This window comes from Gottschalkiaceae bacterium SANA (genome assembly GCA_036323355.1).
Lineage (GTDB): Bacteria > Bacillota > Clostridia > Tissierellales > GPF-1 > GPF-1.
This window is the reverse complement of the sequence record AP028876.1, coordinates 618,322-641,982: the sequence shown is the minus strand read 5'-3', so window position 1 is coordinate 641,982 and position 23,661 is coordinate 618,322. Positions and strand designations below refer to the sequence as shown.

The window sequence follows — 23,661 nt, the reverse complement described above, 5'->3', positions numbered from 1 at the left end:
TCCTGCCCCTTTCCATATGCTTTTACAAGACTGCTTCGATTTCTTGAAAAATTTCTTTCACAGACTTCATCGAATGAATCTTACCCACTTGGCTTCCAGTAAACAAGAGTCCACCGTCTACATCGCCACGTACTGCCCGCTCAAGAGCGTCTGCAATGCAATAAATCGTTGTCGATGGATTACAAGGTGTTAAACAGTTTCGACACCGGATGCGTCCCTTGGCGCCTTCGACAGTAAATGGATTTTTCAAGGCCCGGCCCGGCAATCCAACGGGACTTTGAATAATCATTACATCTTCATCTGTGGCTTCCACATACTTTTGCTTGTATCGAGGATCCGCATCGCACTCTTCTGTCGCAATAAATCGAGTCCCCATTTGTACGCCGTCAGCACCCAGATCCAAGGCCGCTTTTACATCTTCTGGTGTTACGATTCCACCGGCAACCACCAGTTGAATTTTCTCTTTGACTTGCTCTTGAAAAGGAGCAACCGCTGCACGAACCGAATCCAGCAAGTCCTTCAAGCTTTCCTTTTCCTCTTTTTCGAAGTAAGACGCTTTAAAGCCAAGATGCCCTCCAGCTTCCGGTCCTTCAATGATAATAAGTTGTGGAATATACTCCCACTTCTTTTTCCAAGTCTTCAAAATGATTTTAGCTGCCTTTCCGCTGGAAACAATGGGCACCGCTTGGGTATCCGTTCCCTTTACAAATTTGGGCAATTCCAAGGGCAATCCCGCTCCCGAAACGATAAAATCAGCTTTCAGAGAAACCGCCTTTTTCACGTAGGTCACATAATCCGTAATAACGGTCATAATATTAAACCCTACAATTCCATCCTGAGACAGGTTGCGCGCCTTTTGAAATTCCTCTTCCATCGCTCTTAAATTGGATTCTAAAAATGCCTTAAAATGATCAACTTGACGATAGCCAATGCCTACCGCCGAAATGGTGCCTGCTCCACCGCATGCCGCAACACTGCCCGACAAACGACCGGCTGATACACCGATCCCCATCCCGCCTTGAATCACGGGGATTTTCATCAACTTATTTCCTATTTTCAATTTTATCGTTTCCCTTCTTCGACTTCTTTAGATCGACTAATACTTAGTCCATCTAAGTAATTATTGTAAGTTTATCATAGAAGAAGAAAAAAATCGATGAATTTTTAGAGAACAAATGCCTCTTTCGGTGCAAGGAACCACCCTTTACGGCCAGAATCCTGCAATAGGTCTTGAAAATCCTGTGGTTCAATCTCTATCGCAGGAAAGGTATTGTAATGGATTGGAACCACATGATCCACATTCAGCAGGTCAGCAGCCATAACTGCTTGCCGCATATCCATGGTATAGACCCCGCCAATAGGTAGAATGGCTGCATCTAAGGGATAAAGATTCGCCCAGAGTTTCATATCAGAGAAAATCGCTGTGTCGCCTGCATGATAAACCCGCTTTCCATCCATTTCAACAATAAAGCCAACTGCTTGGCCCATATATTCAATCGAGAAAGGTTCCTTGTGAAAGATCGATGAGGAATGCACCGCCGGCACCATGGTAATCTTTGTCTCTCCAAGATCCAAGGTCCCTCCAATGCCAAGGGCTTCCACTTCTGCTCCCAAATTCTCCATATATGCCGCCAGTTCATAAATTGCGATCACCTTGGCTCCATTCTGTTTTGCCACTTCCAAAGCCCCTGTTATATGATCTGCATGGGCGTGGCTCAATAAGATAAAGTCAATTCCCTTGAGCCCTTGCATTTGATCTTTTTCGGTAAAGAAGGGGTCAATTAAAATGCGATACTCCCGTCCCCGAAGTTCAATGCTTGAGTGACCATGAGCAATAATTTTCATTATTCTTCCTCCCCCATCCATTCACTGACGTATGCGCGAACCGATCGATCCATTTCCATGGCAAAATCAGACACCATTTTCCGTTTAAAGAGCTTTTCGCCAAAACTAAGACCCCAAGCTTTTTCCTTTTCTGTGTATCTGGCGAACATTTCTGAAAAATCATCAGCCTCAAGGACCTGATAGCTTTCGTCAAAGACTACATATTTTTCGTCGAACCTGGGCGTCATCGGCCGACTCGCCCCTTCCGGAGCCTTGCCAAAGACAAGAAAGGCTGCCGGAAACACCCAGCGCGGCAAAGAAAACATCTCTTGATGTATTTCCTTATTCTCAACAATATCGCCGATATAACAAGATCCCACACCTAAAGATTCTGCTGCGATCACTGCAGTTTGCGCGGCAATGATCGCATCGTTCAATCCAAGATATAAATCAGAAGCCTTGGGTTCTAATTCCTTGGCAGTAAAATCCTTTTCCAATCCAACCGAACAAAAATAATCATGCCATTTTTGAAGATCTGCAAGAAAGAGCAAGCCAAAACTGGCTTTCCCAATAAAGGGTTGATGATCGCAAGTCTCCGCTAGCGTTTTCAACGTTTCCTTGGAACGGATTTGCACAATGGAATACATCATCATATTTCCCGCCGTCGGTGCCCGCAGGGCGGCGTGAAGAATGGCTTCCCGCTCTTCATCTGTTACAAGCGGGCCGCCAAAATTCCGCAAAGATTGTCGCTTCTCAATTGCTTGCAAAATTGGATTCATTATTTTCCTCCTTTAGCACCCGTATGGAATGCGGGTCACAGAGATCATCCCCTCTGCCACTGCTTTAGAATCACAACCCTCTCGCTGATCTTCCACAAAGGTAGAATCGGTCATGTCGATATAATAACGACCGTCCTCTCGTTTCATTAAGGTTCCACCTTCATGCATTCTTTTTCCGATATAGGTCTCTGCAATCTCTGGGAATCCCTCCATAATTGTCTTTGGCAAATTCACACTAATCAACTCTTCCACTCGCGCTTGATCAGCAAAATACCGATCCACCAATTCAGCAGCAATTTCTGCGCTTCGAAAATTTTCTTCTTCGCTAGGTCGATAGCCTTCATAAGAAAATGCGATGGCGTTAATCCCTTGAATCTGTCCTTGACGCGCAGCACCAACAGTACCGGAATAGTACACATCCGTCCCCAAATTTAGACCATTGTTGATTCCAGTCACCACCAGATCAATCTTTGTTTCATATTGTTTTTCCATCAATTTGGTACCCAAAATTACACAATCCACCGGGGTACCCGACAAAGCAAAAACCTGGTCTTCTCGTTCTTCCATTTCAAAGGGAAGAAATAAGGATAATCGCATACTGCAAGCACTGTTATTCTCCATGGGAGCCATCATATACACCTGATGCGCTTTCTTTTCTAAGGCTTTTTTCAAACTCCAAATCGCCTTTGATTCAATTCCATCATCGTTCGTTAATAATATATTCATTTTTTTCTCCTCCATCTGTCTTTCTCCCATTTTATCAAATTATAGAGACAAAAACGAGAATAGCACAATCTTTTACCATAAATATATTGCTTGGTTCATTCATCACCGAGCACTTCCTTTCTCCTCTAGTTTCAACCAATCAAATTGCTTTACTCCCACGTCTCTCTTTAAGCCCAATTGCCTTTCTTAATTTCTCGTGAGTCTCCATTCCATCATTCCAGAAATGTTTCAGCCAGTATTCTCGTACAAAAACTAAGCCTGTAAAACCCTCAACCAAAGTCAATCTGTCTTCTACCCTCTCAATTAACATAATCGTTTTATCAAAAAAACATCGCGCTACTAAATCTAGACGATGTCATTTTTTGTATGAATACATTATTATTTAGGTGATTTCACTTATTTGAAATATTTTACTACATTAAACCCATTCCCATTTTTTACCCTTTTCATAAGTCTTTTATACTTCTGAAATATTAATCCATTATTATCGGTTGTGTCACTAAACCAAAATGTTCAATCTCATCATTCGTCATCATATACATCCCCTCAGCCGGAGCTGCTTTAATCGTATACCAATAAAATTCATCACTTCCAAGCATCCTAATCGTATAATCGACATACTTCTTATGTTCAGGATCATCCTTCGGTAAATCTTTTGGTAAAACCTCTTCACTATTTGCTCCAACTGAAGCCCACGAATGCACACCTATTTTTGCTCCATTTTCCATCGTCCTATTTATTCCGCTTTCAAAAAAATCAACTCCACCTGATTCAATGTCGCTATCTTTCAATAAATGTGTATCTAGCCCCTTTTCATGAACCCAAATACTCATCTCTAGATTAGTCTCATCATCAAGCGACCCAGTTACTTCCTTCATAACAATTCTAGTCACCTGCGGATTCTCTTCAATTATTTTTTTTAACTGAGCTGATGTTTTCGAACAAATATAACCATCCATATACAAATCATTGCCTGCAACTTCAAATTTCGTCGAAGATACAAACACATTATGATAGACAACAAGCCCTATAATTCTCACTTGTGGTACAAATGCAACTGCTAAAGCAATTAGTAACACAATTCCTAGTAAAACTAATAATAATTTCTTTTTCAATTTTTCTCCGCCTTTTTTTGTTTTTTGACAAAGTTTTGATAACGTATGCCGGTTATCACTTTACTCTTACTAGTATACGCGGCCAATTATACTTTCACCATAACTCTACCTTACAGATTTCTTACTTCTTTGTCTTAAAGTAACCTTCCATATCACACCAACGAAATATATGAATACTCTCTTCCAATACCTTGAACACTCCATTCTTTGAATTAAAGAATGATTCATGTTCAAGATATAAAAACAAATTGTGAAAATTTTCTTAACGACCTACTCAAATATCCAAGAATTGGGTACAATAGTATCATAGATCAATTCTTACCAGAAAAGGAGGACATCATGGTACAAATTCATATTTCTGACGCAAAATATACGAGGTCCGTCGGGATCACCACAAGCCTGATCGGTTTGCTTCTCATCATTGCACCACGGTTTATTGGTTCCTTGGTTGTTGGACTTTTGGGTGTCGCCTTAATTGCCATCGGAGTGATGGGACTCTTCGTCTCTATGTCTTTATTCCGTGGAATTAGCCGCGGATTTTCAACCATCCCAATTCTAATGGGAATTATCCTGATTATCTTTCCCGGCATTGCTTCCATAGTCATCGGCCTTGGTCTGATCGCTGGCGGCGCCTATCAAGTCAGCAAACGTCAAAGCACCGGTCCCGATTATCAGGAACGGCATCTGATCTTCGCCGCCATCATGATCATCAGCGGCATTTATGCATTACTTCAACCAACACAGTCTTTGGGCTTACTTGTTTTGATTCTCGGCATCGTTCTCTTCGTCCTGGGAATTTACATGATCATTCAAAAACCAGAAAAAACAAGCCACTCCACCATTTCCCAAGAGGAACTGATCCGGAGAGCCTCTTCGGCAAAGGACATCACTAAAGAATAATGACATACGCCTCCAAAATTTGGAGGCGTTTATCATCGAAGCTAGTTACTTGCCTCCAATATGTGGAGGCATTTTTATTTCTCTTTTACTAGTGTGTAGCACTCATACCCTTTTGGTTGATCCACACAGGTTGTAATCACGCTATAACCTCGTTTTTCATAAAATGGGCGGGCCTGAAACTCGGCTGTCCCCACATAAAAGTTACGAATTCCTTTTTCTTCTGCCCATCTTTCTATCCGATCCATTACCTGGGTGCCCACGCCCAGCCCTCGCGCTGAATCATCAACCCACAGGAGACTAATATAGAGCCAATCTCTTTCAATATAACCATAAACACCGCCCAGCACCTCTTTGTTTACATCCATCAGCAAAACGGTCTTTTCCTCACGGGTTCGATCAATTCCATGTTGCTTGTATATCTCTTCATTTTTCTTTTGAAGCCAATCTCCAGTTTCTCCTTCCAGACTTTCTTGAATGACGACTCTTTTTCTTGATGGTATAGCTAGGTCTGTTCCATGGAAGAACAATCCATTAGAAAAGCCCTTCGGCATATCGGCAAGTTGGCCTTGCTTGACCCAGCCCGTATGCGAGAGATAAGCTTGCAGTTCTGGAAAATTGGTCACGAATTCCATTTTTGGTGCGCCAAATCGTTCTCTCGCCTCATAGGCTGCCGCATTAATTAAGGCTTGTCCAATTCCGGATCCTCGATTTTCTGGTTCTACGTAGAAACCCGTGACCTCAAAATAATCCCAACTGATCTTTCCAGCAATTGCACCTATGCGTTTGAGATTATCATCTTGAATTTCAATCAAAAGGCTTGGGAATTTTTTTTCTCCGATCTTCGACCGGTTATAGGCACGTAATCCCTTTATTATAATCTTCTTATCCGCTTCGATATTACTCAATTCTTCAACAGATTCCAACCAAATGCCTTTTGAAAATCCACCTCGTTCTTTTCTTTTTTCTTCAGCAAGATGCTGTATTTCTTCGATAGAATGACCAGACTCCTCTGCCATGGCCCGAATAACCTCCAATAGATCGGCCAATTCCTCAGCCTCATAAGAGTCTTGCCACTCCTTGAATTCTTCCAAAAGTTTCGCTTCCAGAGCTTTCCGGTAAACCTCACCCTCAATTCTATTGATTTTTGACTTCTTTCCGTCGACTTCAATTATCTCTGGAATTTTATCTCTAATTAGTTTGTTGTACGGTATCATTCGCATATGGCCTTCCTCCTTTCCTTTATTATACAAAAAAAAAGAATTTACTGGGTAGTAAATCCTTCTCCATATACCTCATGCACATCCGCAACGATCATAAATGATTGCGGATCGACTTCGCGTACAATACGCTTCACCTTCATAATTTCATATCGCTCCACCACACAGAGCAAGACCCCTTTATCTCCTTGGGTGTAAGCACCCTTTCCCTTCATCATGGTTGCTCCACGGTCCATGTCCTTCAAAATCCGCTGACTAACAACTTCCGGATAATCCGTAATAATCCAAAAGGCTTTTGATGCCAGAAAGCCGTCCAACACTGCATCCACCAAACGAACGATGGTCACCAGAGCAACCACCGACAAAAGCGCGGTTTCAATCTGCTGGCTCACCAGCCCCGAAGCAATCACAACTGACACATCAATTAAGAGCAAAAGATGTTGTATCTTCATTGATGGGAAAAATCGATTGAGAATGGCCGCTAACAAGTCGGTCCCACCAGTCGTTGCTCCGCGAGTAAACACAAGTCCAAGACCCAAACCAGTTAATCCACCACCAATCATAGCGGCTAGCAAAACGTTGTCTGTCATGGAAACGTGGGGAATCAACCGCAGAAACACAGAAATCATCACCGTACCATAGAAAGTCTTAAATCCAAAACTCTTGCCCAAAAGCAAAGTACCCAAAATAAATAGCGGAATATTAATGGCCAAATAAGAGATCTCTACCGGAAATTGAAAAAGCTTGTATAAAATGACCGCTACACCGGATACACCGCCGGGCGCAATCGTATTGACTTGAAAGAAACCAACCACAGCCCAGGCAATCGATCCACAACCTATCGTAATAAACAAATAATCCCAAAATGCACGAACCCATCGATTCTGTTGTCGCTGAAACATGCCCGCACCTCCTTATCCTTCTCATTCTACGTGGGTTTTCCTGATTACACAAGTAAAGAATTCGTCATTTCTTCCAATATTTCAACTCCAAATGGGTATCCATAATTTGTATAATTTAAGGAGGACATCATGAAAAACAAACGAATCATCCTATTGATTCTTTTCATCAGCCTTGCTCTCGGAGCAAGTGGCTGCGCCAAAGATGAAACAGAACTCGTTGTGGGGATGGAATTGGCATATCCCCCATTTGAAACCACGGATCCAGAAGGCAATCCCATGGGTATCAGCGTTGATCTCGCCTATGCTCTGGGAGAATATCTTGATCGCCCAGTCCGCATCGAAAACACCGCTTGGGGCGGTTTAATTCCAGCCCTCCAATCCGGAAAAATTGATATGGTCTTGTCATCCATGACCATTCGACCCGATCGTCTGGAACAAATCGACTTTTCAGATCCCTATGCTGATGCCTATTTAGCCCTACTGATCAATCAAGATTCCCCCGTTCAACTTGCTGAGGATCTCAATCATGCTGATCGCATCCTTGCCGTAAAAAATGGTACCACAGGTCACCTCGTCGCCATGGATCTTTTCCCAAAAGCTACGATCAATGCCTTTGATAATGAAAATGCATGTGTTTTAGAAGTTTCCCAAGGGAAAGCCGATGCATTCATCTACGATCAGCTCACCATCTACAAAAACTGGAAACTCAATGAAACAACAACACGGCCCTTACTCGAACCCTTTCAAGATACACCGGAGCAATGGGGAATCGGCATTAAAAAAGGAAATGATGAGCTGAAAAATCAGATCAATGCATTTTTGCGGGATTTCAAATCATCAGGCGGTTTTTCCAAACTTCAAGAGACTCATTTATCCGAACAAAAAATCTTATTTGATGAGCTCGGAGTCCCATTATTCTTTTAATACAGCATAAGGAGGGAATGATTCCCTCCTTTGATTTTGACATCGGAGGAAACTATGAATCCATTCTCATTATTGATAAGAGATCCGAAAAAAACAAATCCCGAGAGGGGAAAAATCATATTGAATATGACGCTTGTTGCTGCCGTTTTATTCGCCATCGTACAATTCTCACTCTCTCGGATTGATCATATACCCCGCTGGGATCAAATATGGATCTATCGGATCCTCTTTTTAAAAGGCTTTGCTATGACGATTGTAGTCAGCATCTTTGCGTTGATCCTCAGTCTCACCTTTGGTACCCTGGCTGCCCTGGGCAATCATTCCAAAAGCTATTTTTTCCACTATCTCAGTAAATTTTATGTTGAGTTAATTAGGGGCACACCTCTATTGGTACAAATTGTCTTTTTCTACTATATCATCGGAACTGCCTTTCAAATCGAGAACAAGATTATCGGCGGAGTCATTATCCTGTCAACTTTTTCGGGCGCCTACGTCTCGGAAATTATTCGTGCTGGAATCGAGTCCATCGAAAATTCGCAATTAGAGACTGCTCGAGCACTTGGACTTAATCACAGACAGATCTATCGATTGATTATCTATCCCCAGGTCATCCGACGTGTCTTGCCTCCCCTGGCTGGTCAATTTGCTTCGATTATAAAGGATAGCTCCCTGCTTTCCTTTATTGCCGTTCGTGAGTTTACCAAGGTGACTTTTGAAGTAACTGCTATTAACTTTGCTACCTTTGAAAGTTACGCTCTATTGGCTGTCGGTTATTTGCTTCTAACCCTTCCAATTTCCCTGTGGACAAAACGATTGGAAAGGAGATTTTATTATGAATCTTAATCTAAATCATCTAACAAAATCCTTCGGGGATAAGACCGTGATTGATGATTTATCCTGTTCCCTTAGCGGGATTCGGTCCCTTGCCATTATTGGTCCCTCCGGTGGCGGAAAATCGACCTTGATCCGTTTGATCGCAGGCCTGATTGCCCCAAGTTCTGGTACCATTCAATTGGATGAGCAAGCGATACTTGACGATGAGGCCTTTCTTATTGAATATCGGAAGGAATTGGGCATGGTTTTTCAAGCCTATAATCTATTCCCTCACCTTACTGCCATTGAAAATGTTATTCTTCCCTTGGTACATGTTCACCATATTTCGGAGATAAAAGCCAGAGCAACTGCAGAAGAATGCTTAAATCGCTTTCAATTAACAGAACATCAAAACAAACTACCTGCGCATTTATCCGGCGGCCAGCAACAGCGTGTCGCCATTGCCAGAGCCATTGCCAGTCAATCCAAATACCTGCTTTTCGATGAGCCGACCTCAGCCCTAGATCCAGAACTCACGGGCGAAGTCCTCGACATGATCAATGAGCTTAGGGAAGAAGGAAAGGAATTTATTGTGGTTACCCACGAGATGGGATTTGCAAAAAACGCCTGTGACTATGTACTCTTTATTGCCGAAGGAAAAATTCTTGAACATGGTCCCAGTCATACCCTCTTTGATAATCCACAGTCAAAGGAATTACAGTCCTTTTTGGCTCGCATTTTGGAATGGAATTAAGTCATTAATCAAAAATGCCCGGCACAACGGTTGTACACTTCACCGTCATGCCGGGTTTGCCTATTCCGTTCGTTCCATACTTCTTGTCGCAACAATATTCACACCTGTATCAAGAATGTTTTTTATCACTATTGCACCTACTTTTATCGGTGCTTCCACCTCAACCTCATTAATCAACTTCATCGCATCAAAAATCAATGGTTTTGGCAAAGGGATATGAGTCTTTACTGGCAATCGCCTGAGCCTAGCGCCTCGGATCTTAACCGTTGTCGGCACAACCCGCGTCGGATCTGTCATTTCTTTGATTCCATAGGCTTCTCCACGCTTGCATTGATTCCCTTCTACTGCGTATTCTCCATTACTCTCGGTCACCGTTAACCGACAACCGATTGGACAACTGATACAAACCATTTTTCTATCTTCCATCTCAATCCTCCTTACCGGCTTTCCACATCAACGGTGATTTTTTTCACCCCAGGTCCATTAAACAATGAAACCGGCAATTTCACTCGTTCCATCTCGCCTGGAGCCATATGCCCTCGTCTTTTTGCCTGCACTTCTTTTCCGTCTACACGAATCACAACCGTTTGTCCCACGTAGATATCTCGAACCCGCATAAAAAGTTCCAAAACTTGGTCAACTTGTGATGGACGTATCCTTTGCGGGACAATATATCCTACGCCTTGACCCGGTATCGTTTCAATCGCCTCTTCCTTTTGTCCCCCAGGGTTCGCAATATACTTCGCTGCGAACTTGCCCGCTCGCCGCGATTCATCTGTCACCCAGTCCACCAAATCATGCACATGCAAAACATTTCCGCAGGCGAAAATCCCTGGCACAGAGGTTTCCATAGACTCATTGACAATGGCGCCACGGGTTTTCATATCCAATTGCACCCCAGCACCCTTCGACAATTCATTTTCTGGAATCAATCCAACAGACAACAAAAGGGTATCCACATCGAACTGAATTTCCGTTCCCGGAATCGGTTGGCGATTTTCATCCACCTTCATCACCGTTACACCTTGTACACGGTCTTTTCCTTGAATATCTGTTACCGTATGGCTCAACATCAAGGGAATGTCATAGTCATCGAGACATTGCACAATATTTCGAGTCAGACCGCCAGAAAAAGGCATCAATTCCACACACCCCAATACCTTTGCACCTTCTAGAGTCATGCGTCGAGCCATAATCAATCCAATATCACCAGAGCCCAGAATCAAAACCTTCTTGCCAACCATATATCCTTCCATATTCAAATATCGCTGCGCCGTACCTGCCGTAAAGACACCAGCTGGCCGATATCCTGGAATAGCCAGTGCCCCACGTGTTCGTTCCCGACAACCCATGGCCAAAATCACAGCCTTGGCAACCAAGGTTACAAAGCCTTCCGCCTTGCTGATCACATGAATAATCCGCTCATCACTGATATCCAATACCATGGTATCTAGGCGATACTCAATGCCCATTTCCTTCAATTCATCAATAAAACGCTCAGCATATTCCGGACCTGTCAACTCCTCCTTGAAGATGTGCAGACCAAATCCGTTATGAATGCATTGTTGCAGAATACCACCCAATTCACGGTCTCTTTCTAAAACCAGAACCTTGTCGACACCCTCTTTTTTAGCTTCTACCGCTGCCGCGAGTCCAGCAGGACCACCGCCTACCACGATCAAATCATATGCTTTCATTCGTCGGCACCCCCTTTAGTTTCTCCAACGAGAATATGGGAATCTTTTCCTTCCAGTTCTACTTCCATCGGACTAATCTTCAACTCTCTTGCCAAAATTTCAACAACCCGAGGACCGCAGAAACCGCCTTGACAACGACCAGCGCCCGGTCGGCATCGCCGCTTAACACCATTAATTGTTCGTGCTCCAGCGTTTCTATGGATCGCGTCTACAATTTCTCCTTCTGTTATCGTTTCACAGCGACAAATGATCCGTGCAAAGGAAGGTTCCACGCGTATCAGATCCGCTTTTTTTTCATCACTTAAATCCTTAAATCTGAGTTTCTTACGGGTTTTCGGATTGAAGGCCGGGTTCCTTTTCGCATGAGATCCCAAGATTCCCGCACAAATCGTTTCTGCCACATAAACTGCAATAGCAGGTGCTGAAGACAAACCCGGCGACTTGATTCCCGCCACATTAATAAATCCCGCTACCTGTTTCGATTCCTCTATAATAAAATCGCCCGTAGAGGGTTCTGCACGCAAGCCCGAAAAATTGGTAATATTCATGTGAAACGGCAACTCTTCTATGGTTAATTTGGCTTTTTGACGAATAAAATCCAATCCGTCAGCTGTTGTATTAATCTCATCCTTTGTTTGGACGTCCTCTGCGTTGGGTCCTACGATAATATTGCCATCTACCGTCGGCGATACCAAAACGCCTTTGCCCATCTTTGTTGGACATTGAAAGACAACTGTATTGACTAGGTCACTGACTTCATTGTCCAGAAGAAAATATTCGCCCCTTCTTGGATTAATCGTGAATTCCGATTGAGCAACCATGTTGTAGATATCATCCGCATGAATCCCTGCAGCATTAACAACCAGTCTTGCTTCTACTTCTCCTGTCGAAGTCATCAAATGAAATTTGTTTTCCTTTTTCGTAATCCCTGTCACTTCAGTATTCAAGCGCAACTCTGCACCATTATCCATGGCATTTTCTGCATAGGAAATTGCTAGTTCCCACGGACCAACAATTCCTGCCGTCGGTGCCCATAGCGCTGCCACGACTTTCTGGCTAACATTGGGTTCAATTTCACGAATTCGATCCGGTTCGATAATTTCAAGACCTGGAACACCTAATCTTTTCCCATTTTCCAATAACTCTTGCAAGGTTGGTCGATCTTCCTCGTCAAAGGCCAATACCAGGGAACCAATTTGTTTAAAATGTACATCTAGCTCCTTGCAAACTTGGCCATACATGGCATTTCCCTCTACATTGAATCGACCTTTATTAGACCCAAAAGGTGCATCATAACCCGCATGAACAATCGCACTATTGGCCTTGGTGGTTCCATCCGCTACATCATTTTCCTTTTCCAAGATAACAACCTTCAACTGATACCGCATCAGTTCTCGTGCAATTCCGGTACCAATGACGCCTGCGCCGATAATGGCAACATCATACATTCCGAAAACCTCCTTTACGTAAAAAGGTCACAGTGGACCAATTACGACCCCTGTGACCTTCTCCATTTATCCTGGCAATATTTAATTACCCATCTTCACTTCGAATTAGAAGATCAACAGAACCAAAGTAGTTGTAATAAAGATTGCAAATGCTGGTGGGTCAATATGTGAATCACAATCTGAATTCAATAAAGTTCCACCTAGGTCGCCTAGAATTGCTGCGATTGTTGCAAAGACCATCGCCATCCAAATACTTCCAGATGCTACGCCTGCAACACCTGCCAACAAGGTAATATGGTGAGTTCCTGGTGCATCCCAACCTGCTTGTGCAAAAATCAATGTTGCAGCTGAGATAACGAAACCGATAACAGCTACACCTGTCGAGATTGAAACATAACCAATTACTGCGCCCAAAGAAACACCCAAAACAACGTCATAAACAAGCGATTTTCCACTTGGCATTTTTGATTTGCCATCCACTTTATTACCAGTCAAACCTGATGAACCAAATACCAAACGAGCCGTCACGCCTGAAAGGAAAACAGCCAAGGCAACAGTATCAGTAGGTACACTCCAAATGCCTGATAGCAAGTAATTAATCAACGCGCCGTAAATACCAAAGATACCACCAACGATTAAGATCGAAGGATCGGCAAATTTGTTCATTGGAGTCAGGATATCCGCTCCGTTTTCCAATACTTTTTTCTTGTTTGCCGCAAAAGCAGCTGCTGCTGCGCCGCCTGCAAAGGCAATATGTGGACCAAACAAAACACCAAAGGTTATTGTTCCAAACCAATCATAATCAACTCCAGCAATTGCTAGACCAACACCAATAAGTCCTGTAAAGCCAGCAAAGATAAATGCTGGTAAAGCACCGATCAATGCACCAAAAACGCCACCACCGAATGCGGCTAAAATCATAAATAATGTCATTTAGTATTCCCTCCATTTTCCTTTTTATTGTGCCCTATGAATAAAAAATAATTAAAGCCGAATAAAACTTGCCCGTTCTATTCAATTAAATCGTAACATAAAACAATAATTTTTTGCCCAAAAATCAAATATCTGACAATTTTATTCCATTAGTCGTCAAAATCTTACATGCATTCTCCGCCGAAGCGGAGGAAAAGGCTTACGCCTCTTCCCACTTCGCTGCCCGACCAACAGCCTTTTTCCAGCCTTTATACAAGTCTGTACGTTTTGATTCTGCCATTTCTGGTTCGAATTCACGGTCAATTGCCCATTTCTTCGCGATGATTTCTTTGTTATCCCAGAACTTAACAGCCAAACCTGCCAAGTATGCAGCACCCAATGCAGTTGTTTCAGCAACAACAGGACGATAAACCGGAACATCAAGAATATCTGATTGGAATTGCATTAAGAAGTTGTTGGCAACCGCGCCGCCGTCAACCTTCAATGCTTGCAATTGGATTCCTGAATCCTCTTGCATTGCTTCCAATACGTCACGAGTTTGATAAGCAATAGATTCTAGTGTCGCACGGATGATATGGTTGCGGTTTGCCCCCCGCGTTAAGCCCAAAATAGTGCCGCGTGCATACATATCCCAATAAGGAGCGCCTAGACCAACAAATGCAGGAACAACATAAACGCCGTTAGAATCCTTCACTTTAGTTGCAAAGTATTCACTGTCCTTCGCATCTGTGATCATTTTCATTTCATCGCGCAACCATTGGATAGATGCGCCCGCAATAAAGATCGAGCCTTCTAACGCGTATTCAACCTTGCCATCAACGCCCCATGCCATGGTTGTCAATAATCCGTTTTTAGAAGGTACAATTTCTTCGCCTGTGTTCATCAACATAAAGCAACCGGTGCCGTATGTGTTTTTCGCCATGCCTGGTTCGAAACATGCTTGTCCAAACAATGCTGCTTGCTGATCGCCTGCGATCCCTGCAATTGGAATTTCAACGCCGAACATTGAAGAATCTGTCATGCCGTATACTTCACTGGATTGCTTAACTTCTGGAAGAACTGATGCAGGAACATCCAATTCTTTCATCATTTTATCATCCCACTTCAGGTCGCGGATATTATACAACATGGTTCGAGAAGCATTCGAATAATCCGTTACATGTACTTTGCCTTTAGTAAGATTCCAAATTAACCAAGTATCGATGGTACCAAATGCCAATTTTCCAGCTTCCGCTTTCTCGCGTGCGCCTTCAACATTGTTCAAGATCCAATTGACTTTTGTTCCTGAGAAGTATGCATCAACGACTAATCCTGTATTCGTACGAACATAGTCTTCCAACCCGCGTTCTTTCAACTCGTCACAGAAACCTGCCGTTCGACGACATTGCCAGACGATTGCATGATAAACCGGTTTGCCCGTTTCACGATCCCAAACAACTGTTGTTTCCCGTTGGTTCGTAATTCCGATTGCTGCAATTTCTGAAGCATCAACGCCTGCTGTAGCCATTACTTCTTTCATAACGCCACTTTGGGTTCCCCAGATTTCCATCGCATCATGCTCTACCCAGCCTGCTTTTGGATAATACTGTGTAAACTCTTTTTGTGCGGTCGCTACGATTTGTCCGTCATGATCAAAGATAATCGCCCTCGAACTTGTTGTTCCTTGATCCAATGCCAAAATGTACTTTTTCATTCGCTTCCCACTCCTTAGTTTATATTCCAAGAGATGCTTGCATCTCCTAGGTTCAATGTTAAGTTTTTAGCAAACGTTTTCTTCAAGACGTAAAAAAACACACGCAAACAGACCTATTGCATAGGCTGCTTCCCGTGTGATCTCCATCGTCTCCATCACTATCAACTCTATTTTTATACTACCATTTTTTCGGATCTATGTAAACGTTTTTCTGCAATTTATTTCAACATGACCCGAAATTTTACATTCTTTCATGGAGAACACAGTTGCAAATATTAATATTGATTGTCTACAAATACCAAATTTCCTTGCGGCTTGTTGATATGCCTACTGCACCCGCCTGCAAACTTTCAATTACATCTTCCTTATCCTTGATTAAACCTCCCGTTATAATCGGGACATTCAATTCCTGTTTTAAAAACTTGGTCATTTTTGGAACGATTCCCGGCAAAATTTCTACCGCATCGGGACGAATATGCTTTACAGAATGAATCCCTCTCTCCAAGGACAAGGAGTCTAAGAGAAACATCCGTTGAATCGTAAATAAATTCAATTCCTTGGCCTTTTTTAACAGGCTGGTTCTCGTGGTGATAATTCCGTCAAGATGGCAGGTCTTTGACACGTACTCCAAAGCAACTGACTCCTTGGTCAGGCCCTCCATCAAATCCATATGAACAAATACCAATTTACCAGAATCCTTCAACCGCTTGGATATCTCCGATAAATTCATGATATTCCCTTTCAATAAAAATATAATTTCGCAAGGTGAAGCAATTGCCTCCTCAATCATGTCATGATTGTTGATTGCTGCGATGATTGGATTCATTTCAATTTTATCAAAAAATAGATGGTTGTTTCTCATCAGTAACACCTGCTCCTTCTCTAGACCTAATGATATCGCTTGCATTGTTATTGTTTCACACAAAACAAACCACTGTCAACATAGATAATTTTTTATCAAGAAGCAGATGCACCAATACTTTTATTAACCTAAAGCAACATCTAAAAACATCATGACTGCAAATCCAACCATAACACCCCAAGTTGCTATATGACCGTTCCGTTCAAAATGAGACTCTGGAATCAATTCTTCAGCCACAACATAGATCATTGCCCCAGCGGCGAATGCCAGAGCAAATGGCAAAACAGCCTTCATCGACAAAACCAAAAATGCGCCCATTACACCGGCAATCGGTTCCACCATGCCAGAAAATTGTCCATACATAAAGGCTTTCTTTCTTGAAAAACCTTCCCTTCGCAGAGGAATTGAAACGGCAGCGCCCTCTGGAAAATTTTGAATACCAATTCCGATGGCCAAAGAAATCGCACCACCCAAGGTAGCAATTGGGTAATCTGAACCCAAAGCACCAAATGCAACACCAACAGCAAGTCCTTCAGGAATATTATGAATAGTAATGGCTAAAACTAAAAGTAAACTCCGCTGCCAACTGCTTTTCACCCCTTCTCGATGTTCATGCCCTTCTACATCCAAATGGAGGTGGGGCAAAAACTTATCCACCAGATATAGGAATAATCCCCCTGTCAAGAAACCTGCAGTTGCAGTACCAACGGCATTCTGCCCAATGGCTTCCGCTAAATCAATGGCAGGTGCCAATAAGGACCAAAAGCTAGCTGCGATCATAACCCCCGCTGCAAACCCTAGCATTCCATCTAATGTTCTTTTTTTAATTGTAACAAAGAAAAATACCATGGCCGCGCCAAGCGCGGTTAGCGCATAGGTAAATAAGGTACCGAAAAGAGCTTGAATAATTGGTGATAATTCTGAAAACCACTGCATATGACTCCTCCTTTTTTTCCGTCTTAACTTTATTACCCATTTTCTTTCATTTTCTGCAAAAAAACAAAAAAAGAAGAAGGAAGTTTTCCCTCTTCATTCTCCAATCTACTCCACTTCTACTACAACAGGAATAAAGGTCTGTTTTACAACATCAATCATGCCTAGATCACTCATCTTCACATCAGGGATCACCGGCAAAGCAATGGTCGCTGCTCGAAGATGCGGCGCTTGATTGTTAATTCCCATTGCTCGTATCCCCGAGGATACAATCTCAATTTCTTTCATCACATTCTGACCGGGATGAGCGGACAAAATTCCCGCAATTGGCAATTCTAAAACACCCTGCACGGTCTTCTCCTTAGCATAAGCAATCCCACCACCACATTTTTGCAAGACATTGGCAATTTGAACCGCCTCTTCCGGATCGCGATAAACTAAGGATAAATTATGGCAATCATGTGCTACCGTGGATCCAACGGATCCTGTATTTAACCCAAAGCCACGCACCAATCCAACCGCTAGATCACCTGATCCATGTCGATTCACGATGGACACATAGTATAAATCAGTTTGCGAAAGATCCAATACGCCATCTCGAATGGGAACCCATTCCTCTGCTAGCTGAGTTCGCGCCCCATTCATACTCATGTATTCAATAACATGGCATTTCGCTCTTCGCCCTTGAGCGTGAATCTGAAGCTCAGGAACGGTCAAGGGATTCAATTTCATGGTATTCCGCGATTCTACAGCAAATTCTTGCTTGACAATCGATGCAATACACGCCCCATCCTTTGCCACCAGTTCACCTTCCATAAAAACAGCTGTTGGTCGAAATTCCTTTAAATCAGGCAACAATTGTAGATCTGCCGTATAGCCTGGAGCGACCGCGCCTAAATTTTTAATAGCAACTTCTTTTGCTGCGTAAAGACTTGCATGGCGAATAGCACGGACAGGATCCATCCCTTCCGCTACAGCTTGTCGAATACCATGAGAAACATGCCCCTTTTCGATTAAATCCTTTGGCTCTCGATCATCCGTACAAAAAGTCAGATTCAAGGGTGAATCAAATTGAAGTGTTTCCTTGACGATCCCAGCAACATTCTGACTCATGGAGCTTTCTCTGGCATCCACAATCAAACCATTTCTCAGTTTTTCTCGTGCATTAAAACCAATACGGGTTTCATGGCAAGATTCAATCCCTGCGCATAGATAAGCGGAAAGTTCCCTACCTTTTACTGCCGGAGCATGACCCTGAACAAATACATCTCGGCTCAATGCCAACTTCAGAATTTCCTGCATCCTTTGGCTCCCATTAAGCACGCCAGGATAATCCATCACTTCACCAATTCCAATCACCCGTTCCAAATCCAGAAGACTTTCCACATCTTTCACTCCAAATATAGCGCCCGCACCCTCTAACTCAGGAACTGCAGGTACACAGGAAGGAGCCAGCAAATAGTGGCGCAAAGGAAGACCATAACTGGCTTCGTGCATGTATTCCACCCCTTCGATTCCTAATACATTGGCAATCTCATGGGGGTCCGAAATAATTGTTGTGGTTCCGTGTGGAACAACCACTTCGGAATAATGTGCTGGAGTCATCATGCCGCTCTCCACATGAACATGACTGTCGACAAAACCGGGGGCTAGAAATTGCCCCTGTCCATCATAGACTTCTGTTGCTATAAGCGTCGCTTTTTCTCGAGTATCCTGATCCGGATTTGCTTCCACATGAGCGATAAATCCATTATACACACCTACATCCGCTGGATAGATTTCACCCGTAAATACATTCACCAATTGTACATTCTGAATCAACAAATCAAAGGGGCGCTCGCCCAAAGCGGCTTCCACCAATCCTCTTCGATCCTTCGGTTCCATTCTCATCGATTCCCTCCTATTCAAAGCCATCACGAATCACATTGTTCACCCACCGCTTGCTTAAAAAACGTGGGATTGTAACAAATCCCTTTAGAATTTCTTCAAAGAACACACAAACTAAAACCCAGTGCACGGGTAGGTGCCAAACCAGGGTTGATATAAAAGCCAGGGGAACACCAATGGCCCATACCCCAACCAAATCTAGAATCATACAATAGCGGGTATCTCCACCACTACGTAAAACGCCAACAATCATAACGAAGGTAAACATTTTTGGCAATTGAAAAGCTGCAACAACAGCTAATGCTTTCATCAAACTCGCCTTAGTTTCCATATCAAGGGAGTAAAACTGAACGATTTCTCCTCGACTCAAATAAAGGGCAGCACCGATCAATATTGACAAAATAAATGACATGCGCAAAAATTTCACCCCGTATTCATAGGCCAAAGATTCCTTGGCAGCACCAATTTGATTGCCAATCATCACCGCTGCAGCATTCCCGATCCCCATAAATAAGGATTGAAAAAAATCAGACACCACATAGCAGATCTGTACAACAGCGACCGCTTCCGTCCCCAAAAAACCATAGGCGATATAATATACTGTTACCCCCAAAGCCCAGGTTGCCTCATTAACAAATACAGGTGCAGAGGTTTTAATCACCCGTTTTACCATATCCATATCGTAATCCCGCATCTCTTTTCGACTTGCTGCTAAAGGATGTCCTTTGCCAAGATAGATCACACCAATAAGTATTGCCATTTCAATTGTTCGAGAAACCACAGTTGCCGTTGCAGCACCTGCAACACCCCATTTGGGAAATCCAAGGTTGCCGTAGATCAGACAATAGTTCAAAAAGGTATTCAATGACAAAGCAACCATGCTTGCTACCATGGGTAGCTTGGTTCGATGCACACTTCGCGATGCGTAACTATAAGCAAAGGTCATAGCCGTTAAGGGGTAACTCCATGCGATAATCCGCATATAGGAAACGCCCAACCGGACCACCTCGGGATCATCGATAAAAATTTGCATGATCTGCTTTGGAAAAACCAAGGCCAAAATCATAAATAATCCACTAACCAAAAAGCCAAAACTCAGCATAATTCCTTGAACCCGATGAATATTTTTCAGATCTTTCTGCCCCCAGAATTGCGAGGTGAAAATAGACATACCACTGAAACCACCAAAAACAAATAAAATAAATAAAAAGAAAATCCGATTTGCAATCCCCACAGCTGCTATGGATTCTGCCCCCAAAGAACCAATCATCATCGTATCCACCATATTTAAAGAAGTCCCTATTAGTGACTGTATGGCAATCGGCGCCGCTATGGTTACCATGGTGCGATAGAATTGTTGGTTCTCCTCGGTTGTCAATCTTTGTGTCTTCATCCAAAAACCTCCTGCGTATTGCTAGTATTATACTGAATCCATCCTCTGCAAGCAAGAAAAAGGATGCGATTTCTCGCATCTTTTTTACCGTGGAAATTTTAGGGTAAATAAAACACCATTTTCCCGATTTTCCACCGCCCGTTCTCCATGATGGGCTTTAACAATTTGATCGACAATGGCCAAGCCCAACCCCATGCCTCTTGACTCTTCTCCCTGGCCTCGATAAAACCCCTTCCACAATTCTTCGATCTCTCGAGAATCGATTGGATGGCCCTGATTCCAAATCCGAATCCAAATATACGAAGAATCCGAATCAATGGTAAAACGAATTACGCCATTTATGCCGGTATGACGCCTGGCATTATTCAACAAATTAAATACCGCCTGAGACAGTCGCTGACGATCTGCCCAAAGAATCAAGTCATCCTCATCGATTGTCTCTAAAAAATCAATTTGTTCTGACCCGTTCATTCGCCGAAATCGTTCTGCCAGACCCTCCATCCAAGCCCGTACGTCAATCTTTTCCTTTTTCATTTGAAAGGCGCCCGATTCCAATTGAGAGAGATCGGTCAAGTCCCTAGCCATTCGGCTTAAGGCTTGAATCTCCTCTTCAATCACCACATAGTACTCACGACGCTCTCTTTCATCAGTCGGCAATCCATCCTCTAAGCCTTCCACATATCCTTGAATGACGGCCAATGGCGTTTGCAGCTCATGAGATACCTTGGCAACAAATCCTTTGCGCATGGTTTCTAAATTTTTTTCCTTGGCCAACTCACTCTGCAGCCGTTCAATGGTATCTGCCAATTGCTGTGATAATTCATTGATGCTAGTGCCCAATTCACCAATCTCATCGGTTCGTTCCTCAGAAAATCTCTCTTGAAAATCCAACTTGGCCATGGCCTTTGCCTGCTTATTCAATCGTGCGATGGGCCGACTCAAATTCCGCGCGGCAAACCAGGCTGCAATTACAGCCAAAATCAAGCCTAGCATAAAGATCCGTTTCAAAAAGGTTAAAAAAACAGAGACTGCCGCTTCCACCTCACCCATGGGGCTTTGTAAAAGAATCGTCGTTCCCTCTTCGGTCTCATGGCGATTCACAAGCCACTCTCCTGGCAGATTATTCAAGACTGTAATCCCACTGTATTCGTCGCTAATTCCATCCTGCATTCCTTTTCCGCGGCCTTGCCCCCGCATGCCCTGCATGCCTTGCCCCGATGTCCCTTTCCAATAAATCAAATCTCCATTCGGGTTGAATATCTGCACGAGGGCATCGTTTTGAAGCGCCAATGTCTCCCACTCCGCTATCGGCACTTCCACAGAAACAAGCTCAACACGTTCAAATTCCTCCATCAACTCAGTCAGTCGCTCAAGTTCTACTTTCTGATAGTAACCGGGAAAAGCCTGAGAACCATAGAGATAGCCAATGGAAAAAATCAATAAAAACAATCCAACAATAATGAGTAACATGCGTTCTCGAATTTTCAGTCTCATACATCCTCCTCAAACCGATATCCCGCACCCCGCACCGTTACAATTTGTTTGCCGGCAATGTCTAGTTTTTTCCTCAATCGTTTGACATGAGTATCGACAGTACGATCATCCCCAAAATAATCGTATCCCCATACCCGATCAAGAATCATTTCTCTTGTCAAAACTCGATGGGCGTTGTTTACAAAATAAAAAAGCAAGTCATATTCTTTGGGTGACAGAACGATTTCGCTTTCATCCACTTGAACTTGATGAGATTGAGGGAATAAAGTAATCTTTCCCATTTGCACATTGGAATCCGCTCCTCGCTTCTCGTGGCGCTTCATCACTACGCGTACCCTCGCCATCAATTCTCTGGGGCTAAAGGGCTTTGTCATATAATCTTCCGCGCCCAACTCAAACCCAAACAACTTGTCTTCTTCATCGCCCCGAGCTGTCAGCATAATCACGGGAAGATCCGACTCACTGCGCAATTGACGCAAAACAGACCAACCGTCCACATGGGGCATCATCACATCAAGAATGACAAGATCGACCTCGTTTTCATCCAGAAGATCGATTGCTTCCTGACCATTTGTTGCTTCAAGTACCTCATAACCGTCACGCTGCAAATACGTACGTACAATTTTGCGAAGCCGTTGTTCATCCTCTGCTATCAAAACGCGCAATCCATTCATCGATTATCTTCCCCCTTTTCCTTATTATAGCAAAAAAGCGGAAAAACATCCGATTGGATGAATCCGCTTTCTTGTGAATACCTTATGCTTGTGGAAGTAGGCAGGTACCATCTTGCGCTCGTGCACCTGTTGCATCCTGTGTGCCTCGACGATTTCCACCGTTTCCACCACGCCCATTTGCATTGCCTTGACCTTTCGCATTACCAAAACCAGCACCTTGTCCGTTTGCGTTGCCAAGACCGGCACCTTGTCCATTACCAAATCGCATGCCTAGACCTTGTAACAATTGCGCCTGTTGCTGAGTGCCGTCACAATCTGCGACTTGCGCCTCTAAGGCTGCGATCGCTTCATCTGCTTCTTCTTGCGTCAATCCATCACCAACCATGGCTTGAATCGCTGCCTTTTTGGCAAGCAACATCTGAGCAATAAAGGCTTCGCTTACCCCTTCTTCAGCGGCTAATTCACCGAATCGTCCCTGGCCTCTCATGCCCCAGGCCTCTTCCGTCGTCTTTCCCGTCAAGTTTGCATAAATATCAGCCGGTGTTGATCCTTCTGCTGCAAAGGCCATAGAGCCAAATACCATAAATCCTACCAATAGTAACAATCCAATTTTTTTCATTTTCTTCCTCCTATTTTTTCTTTGTTTTGTTCTACACCCTTATCATAGACTTGACCTGTGTCGGCTTTGTGACA

At 43.4% G+C, this 23,661-nt stretch carries 23 protein-coding genes; 4 read left to right on the top strand and 19 right to left on the bottom strand.

Annotated features, from left to right (window positions below):
- Positions 1 to 22: 22 nt before the first annotated feature.
- From AC25CA_RS03185 to AC25CA_RS03165, 5 genes are all read right to left on the bottom strand, one after another.
- Complete coding sequence (locus AC25CA_RS03185; RefSeq protein ID WP_486815596.1) at positions 23 to 1,060, bottom strand: NAD(P)H-dependent flavin oxidoreductase; 1,038 nt, start codon at positions 1,058 to 1,060, stop codon at positions 23 to 25.
- A gap of 104 nt (positions 1,061 to 1,164) precedes the next feature.
- The gene (locus tag AC25CA_RS03180) at positions 1,165 to 1,845 is read right to left on the bottom strand and encodes a metal-dependent hydrolase (protein WP_486815595.1); all 681 of its coding nucleotides are present in this window, start codon (positions 1,843 to 1,845) and stop codon (positions 1,165 to 1,167) included.
- Complete coding sequence (locus tag AC25CA_RS03175; RefSeq protein WP_486815594.1) at positions 1,845 to 2,603, bottom strand: nitroreductase family protein; 759 nt, start codon at positions 2,601 to 2,603, stop codon at positions 1,845 to 1,847. The genes AC25CA_RS03180 and AC25CA_RS03175 overlap by 1 nt, the downstream gene beginning before the upstream one ends.
- Positions 2,604 to 2,615: 12 nt before the next feature.
- On the bottom strand, positions 2,616 to 3,329 hold the full coding sequence (gene surE, locus AC25CA_RS03170; protein ID WP_486815593.1) for a 5'/3'-nucleotidase SurE: 714 nt from the start codon (positions 3,327 to 3,329) through the stop codon (positions 2,616 to 2,618).
- A 473-nt stretch (positions 3,330 to 3,802) separates the two neighbouring features.
- Complete coding sequence (locus tag AC25CA_RS03165) at positions 3,803 to 4,444, bottom strand: hypothetical protein (RefSeq protein ID WP_486815592.1); 642 nt, start codon at positions 4,442 to 4,444, stop codon at positions 3,803 to 3,805.
- A gap of 339 nt (positions 4,445 to 4,783) precedes the next feature.
- Here AC25CA_RS03165 and AC25CA_RS03160 point away from each other — a divergent pair, with 339 nt between their 5' ends.
- The gene (locus AC25CA_RS03160; protein WP_486815591.1) at positions 4,784 to 5,344 is read left to right on the top strand and encodes a DUF308 domain-containing protein; all 561 of its coding nucleotides are present in this window, start codon (positions 4,784 to 4,786) and stop codon (positions 5,342 to 5,344) included.
- A 74-nt stretch (positions 5,345 to 5,418) separates the two neighbouring features.
- On the opposite strand, the gene AC25CA_RS03155 is transcribed toward AC25CA_RS03160, so the two are convergent.
- Both AC25CA_RS03155 and AC25CA_RS03150 read right to left on the bottom strand, forming a co-directional pair.
- Positions 5,419 to 6,564 carry a GNAT family N-acetyltransferase gene (locus AC25CA_RS03155; RefSeq protein WP_486815590.1) on the bottom strand — a complete coding sequence of 382 codons (1,146 nt, stop codon included), beginning with the start codon at positions 6,562 to 6,564 and terminating at the stop codon, positions 5,419 to 5,421.
- A 41-nt stretch (positions 6,565 to 6,605) separates the two neighbouring features.
- On the bottom strand, positions 6,606 to 7,463 hold the full coding sequence (locus AC25CA_RS03150) for a YitT family protein (protein ID WP_486815589.1): 858 nt from the start codon (positions 7,461 to 7,463) through the stop codon (positions 6,606 to 6,608).
- Between the two features lie 129 nt (positions 7,464 to 7,592).
- Here AC25CA_RS03150 and AC25CA_RS03145 point away from each other — a divergent pair, with 129 nt between their 5' ends.
- Genes AC25CA_RS03145 through AC25CA_RS03135 form a run of 3 tightly spaced genes read left to right on the top strand, consistent with a single transcriptional unit; the run spans position 7,593 to position 9,954 of the window.
- Entirely contained in the window at positions 7,593 to 8,387 is a 795-nt protein-coding gene (locus tag AC25CA_RS03145) for a transporter substrate-binding domain-containing protein (RefSeq protein ID WP_486815588.1), read from the top strand.
- Positions 8,388 to 8,441: 54 nt separating this feature from the next.
- The gene (locus AC25CA_RS03140) at positions 8,442 to 9,230 is read left to right on the top strand and encodes an amino acid ABC transporter permease (RefSeq protein WP_486815587.1); all 789 of its coding nucleotides are present in this window, start codon (positions 8,442 to 8,444) and stop codon (positions 9,228 to 9,230) included.
- Positions 9,220 to 9,954, top strand: a complete 735-nt coding sequence (locus tag AC25CA_RS03135; protein ID WP_486815586.1) for an amino acid ABC transporter ATP-binding protein — start codon at positions 9,220 to 9,222, stop codon at positions 9,952 to 9,954. The genes AC25CA_RS03140 and AC25CA_RS03135 overlap by 11 nt, the downstream gene beginning before the upstream one ends.
- Before the next feature lie 60 nt (positions 9,955 to 10,014).
- Here AC25CA_RS03135 and AC25CA_RS03130 read toward each other — a convergent pair whose 3' ends face one another.
- The 12 genes from AC25CA_RS03130 to AC25CA_RS03075 all read right to left on the bottom strand — a co-directional run bounded on the left by AC25CA_RS03130 (position 10,015) and on the right by AC25CA_RS03075 (position 23,587).
- Positions 10,015 to 10,380, bottom strand: coding sequence for a DUF1667 domain-containing protein (locus tag AC25CA_RS03130; RefSeq protein WP_486815585.1), 366 nt, complete (start codon positions 10,378 to 10,380; stop codon positions 10,015 to 10,017).
- 11 nt (positions 10,381 to 10,391) lie between these two features.
- A complete protein-coding gene (locus AC25CA_RS03125; protein WP_486815584.1) occupies positions 10,392 to 11,651 on the bottom strand; it encodes an NAD(P)/FAD-dependent oxidoreductase in 1,260 nt (419 codons plus the stop codon).
- A complete protein-coding gene (locus AC25CA_RS03120) occupies positions 11,648 to 13,099 on the bottom strand; it encodes an NAD(P)/FAD-dependent oxidoreductase (protein ID WP_486815583.1) in 1,452 nt (483 codons plus the stop codon). Before AC25CA_RS03120 ends, AC25CA_RS03125 begins: the two co-directional genes overlap by 4 nt.
- A gap of 105 nt (positions 13,100 to 13,204) precedes the next feature.
- Complete coding sequence (locus AC25CA_RS03115; RefSeq protein WP_486815582.1) at positions 13,205 to 14,032, bottom strand: DUF7973 family transport facilitator; 828 nt, start codon at positions 14,030 to 14,032, stop codon at positions 13,205 to 13,207.
- 199 nt (positions 14,033 to 14,231) lie between these two features.
- The gene (gene glpK / locus AC25CA_RS03110; RefSeq protein ID WP_486815581.1) at positions 14,232 to 15,725 is read right to left on the bottom strand and encodes a glycerol kinase GlpK; all 1,494 of its coding nucleotides are present in this window, start codon (positions 15,723 to 15,725) and stop codon (positions 14,232 to 14,234) included.
- Between the two features lie 289 nt (positions 15,726 to 16,014).
- Positions 16,015 to 16,587 carry a glycerol-3-phosphate responsive antiterminator gene (locus AC25CA_RS03105; protein ID WP_486816592.1) on the bottom strand — a complete coding sequence of 191 codons (573 nt, stop codon included), beginning with the start codon at positions 16,585 to 16,587 and terminating at the stop codon, positions 16,015 to 16,017.
- Positions 16,588 to 16,710: 123 nt separating this feature from the next.
- Positions 16,711 to 17,523 (bottom strand): ZIP family metal transporter, encoded by an 813-nt coding sequence (locus tag AC25CA_RS03100; RefSeq protein ID WP_486815580.1) that lies wholly within the window; start codon positions 17,521 to 17,523, stop codon positions 16,711 to 16,713.
- A 105-nt stretch (positions 17,524 to 17,628) separates the two neighbouring features.
- Positions 17,629 to 19,410 (bottom strand): adenine deaminase, encoded by a 1,782-nt coding sequence (locus AC25CA_RS03095; RefSeq protein ID WP_486815579.1) that lies wholly within the window; start codon positions 19,408 to 19,410, stop codon positions 17,629 to 17,631.
- Positions 19,411 to 19,420: 10 nt separating this feature from the next.
- Positions 19,421 to 20,800, bottom strand: coding sequence for an MATE family efflux transporter (locus AC25CA_RS03090; RefSeq protein ID WP_486815578.1), 1,380 nt, complete (start codon positions 20,798 to 20,800; stop codon positions 19,421 to 19,423).
- An 84-nt stretch (positions 20,801 to 20,884) separates the two neighbouring features.
- Positions 20,885 to 22,294 (bottom strand): sensor histidine kinase, encoded by a 1,410-nt coding sequence (locus AC25CA_RS03085; protein ID WP_486815577.1) that lies wholly within the window; start codon positions 22,292 to 22,294, stop codon positions 20,885 to 20,887.
- The gene (locus AC25CA_RS03080; protein ID WP_486815576.1) at positions 22,291 to 22,968 is read right to left on the bottom strand and encodes a response regulator transcription factor; all 678 of its coding nucleotides are present in this window, start codon (positions 22,966 to 22,968) and stop codon (positions 22,291 to 22,293) included. The genes AC25CA_RS03085 and AC25CA_RS03080 overlap by 4 nt, the downstream gene beginning before the upstream one ends.
- A gap of 82 nt (positions 22,969 to 23,050) precedes the next feature.
- Positions 23,051 to 23,587 (bottom strand): hypothetical protein, encoded by a 537-nt coding sequence (locus tag AC25CA_RS03075; RefSeq protein ID WP_486815575.1) that lies wholly within the window; start codon positions 23,585 to 23,587, stop codon positions 23,051 to 23,053.
- Positions 23,588 to 23,661: the final 74 nt, after the last annotated feature.

What these genes read in the sequence shown, in the direction of transcription:
- AC25CA_RS03180 (WP_486815595.1), bottom strand. Translation starts at nt 1,845, where the DNA reads ATGAAAATTATTGCTCATGGTCACTCAAGCATTGAACTTCGGGGACGG.
- AC25CA_RS03175 (WP_486815594.1), bottom strand. Translation starts at nt 2,603, where the DNA reads ATGAATCCAATTTTGCAAGCAATTGAGAAGCGACAATCTTTGCGGAAT.
- surE (WP_486815593.1), bottom strand. Translation starts at nt 3,329, where the DNA reads ATGAATATATTATTAACGAACGATGATGGAATTGAATCAAAGGCGATT.
- AC25CA_RS03160 (WP_486815591.1), top strand. Translation starts at nt 4,784, where the DNA reads ATGGTACAAATTCATATTTCTGACGCAAAATATACGAGGTCCGTCGGG.
- AC25CA_RS03155 (WP_486815590.1), bottom strand. Translation starts at nt 6,564, where the DNA reads ATGCGAATGATACCGTACAACAAACTAATTAGAGATAAAATTCCAGAG.
- AC25CA_RS03150 (WP_486815589.1), bottom strand. Translation starts at nt 7,463, where the DNA reads ATGTTTCAGCGACAACAGAATCGATGGGTTCGTGCATTTTGGGATTAT.
- AC25CA_RS03145 (WP_486815588.1), top strand. Translation starts at nt 7,593, where the DNA reads ATGAAAAACAAACGAATCATCCTATTGATTCTTTTCATCAGCCTTGCT.
- AC25CA_RS03140 (WP_486815587.1), top strand. Translation starts at nt 8,442, where the DNA reads ATGAATCCATTCTCATTATTGATAAGAGATCCGAAAAAAACAAATCCC.
- AC25CA_RS03135 (WP_486815586.1), top strand. Translation starts at nt 9,220, where the DNA reads ATGAATCTTAATCTAAATCATCTAACAAAATCCTTCGGGGATAAGACC.
- AC25CA_RS03130 (WP_486815585.1), bottom strand. Translation starts at nt 10,380, where the DNA reads ATGGAAGATAGAAAAATGGTTTGTATCAGTTGTCCAATCGGTTGTCGG.
- AC25CA_RS03125 (WP_486815584.1), bottom strand. Translation starts at nt 11,651, where the DNA reads ATGAAAGCATATGATTTGATCGTGGTAGGCGGTGGTCCTGCTGGACTC.
- AC25CA_RS03120 (WP_486815583.1), bottom strand. Translation starts at nt 13,099, where the DNA reads ATGTATGATGTTGCCATTATCGGCGCAGGCGTCATTGGTACCGGAATT.
- AC25CA_RS03115 (WP_486815582.1), bottom strand. Translation starts at nt 14,032, where the DNA reads ATGACATTATTTATGATTTTAGCCGCATTCGGTGGTGGCGTTTTTGGT.
- glpK (WP_486815581.1), bottom strand. Translation starts at nt 15,725, where the DNA reads ATGAAAAAGTACATTTTGGCATTGGATCAAGGAACAACAAGTTCGAGG.
- AC25CA_RS03105 (WP_486816592.1), bottom strand. Translation starts at nt 16,587, where the DNA reads ATGAGAAACAACCATCTATTTTTTGATAAAATTGAAATGAATCCAATC.
- AC25CA_RS03100 (WP_486815580.1), bottom strand. Translation starts at nt 17,523, where the DNA reads ATGCAGTGGTTTTCAGAATTATCACCAATTATTCAAGCTCTTTTCGGT.
- AC25CA_RS03095 (WP_486815579.1), bottom strand. Translation starts at nt 19,410, where the DNA reads ATGAGAATGGAACCGAAGGATCGAAGAGGATTGGTGGAAGCCGCTTTG.
- AC25CA_RS03090 (WP_486815578.1), bottom strand. Translation starts at nt 20,800, where the DNA reads ATGAAGACACAAAGATTGACAACCGAGGAGAACCAACAATTCTATCGC.
- AC25CA_RS03085 (WP_486815577.1), bottom strand. Translation starts at nt 22,294, where the DNA reads ATGAGACTGAAAATTCGAGAACGCATGTTACTCATTATTGTTGGATTG.
- AC25CA_RS03080 (WP_486815576.1), bottom strand. Translation starts at nt 22,968, where the DNA reads ATGAATGGATTGCGCGTTTTGATAGCAGAGGATGAACAACGGCTTCGC.
- AC25CA_RS03075 (WP_486815575.1), bottom strand. Translation starts at nt 23,587, where the DNA reads ATGAAAAAAATTGGATTGTTACTATTGGTAGGATTTATGGTATTTGGC.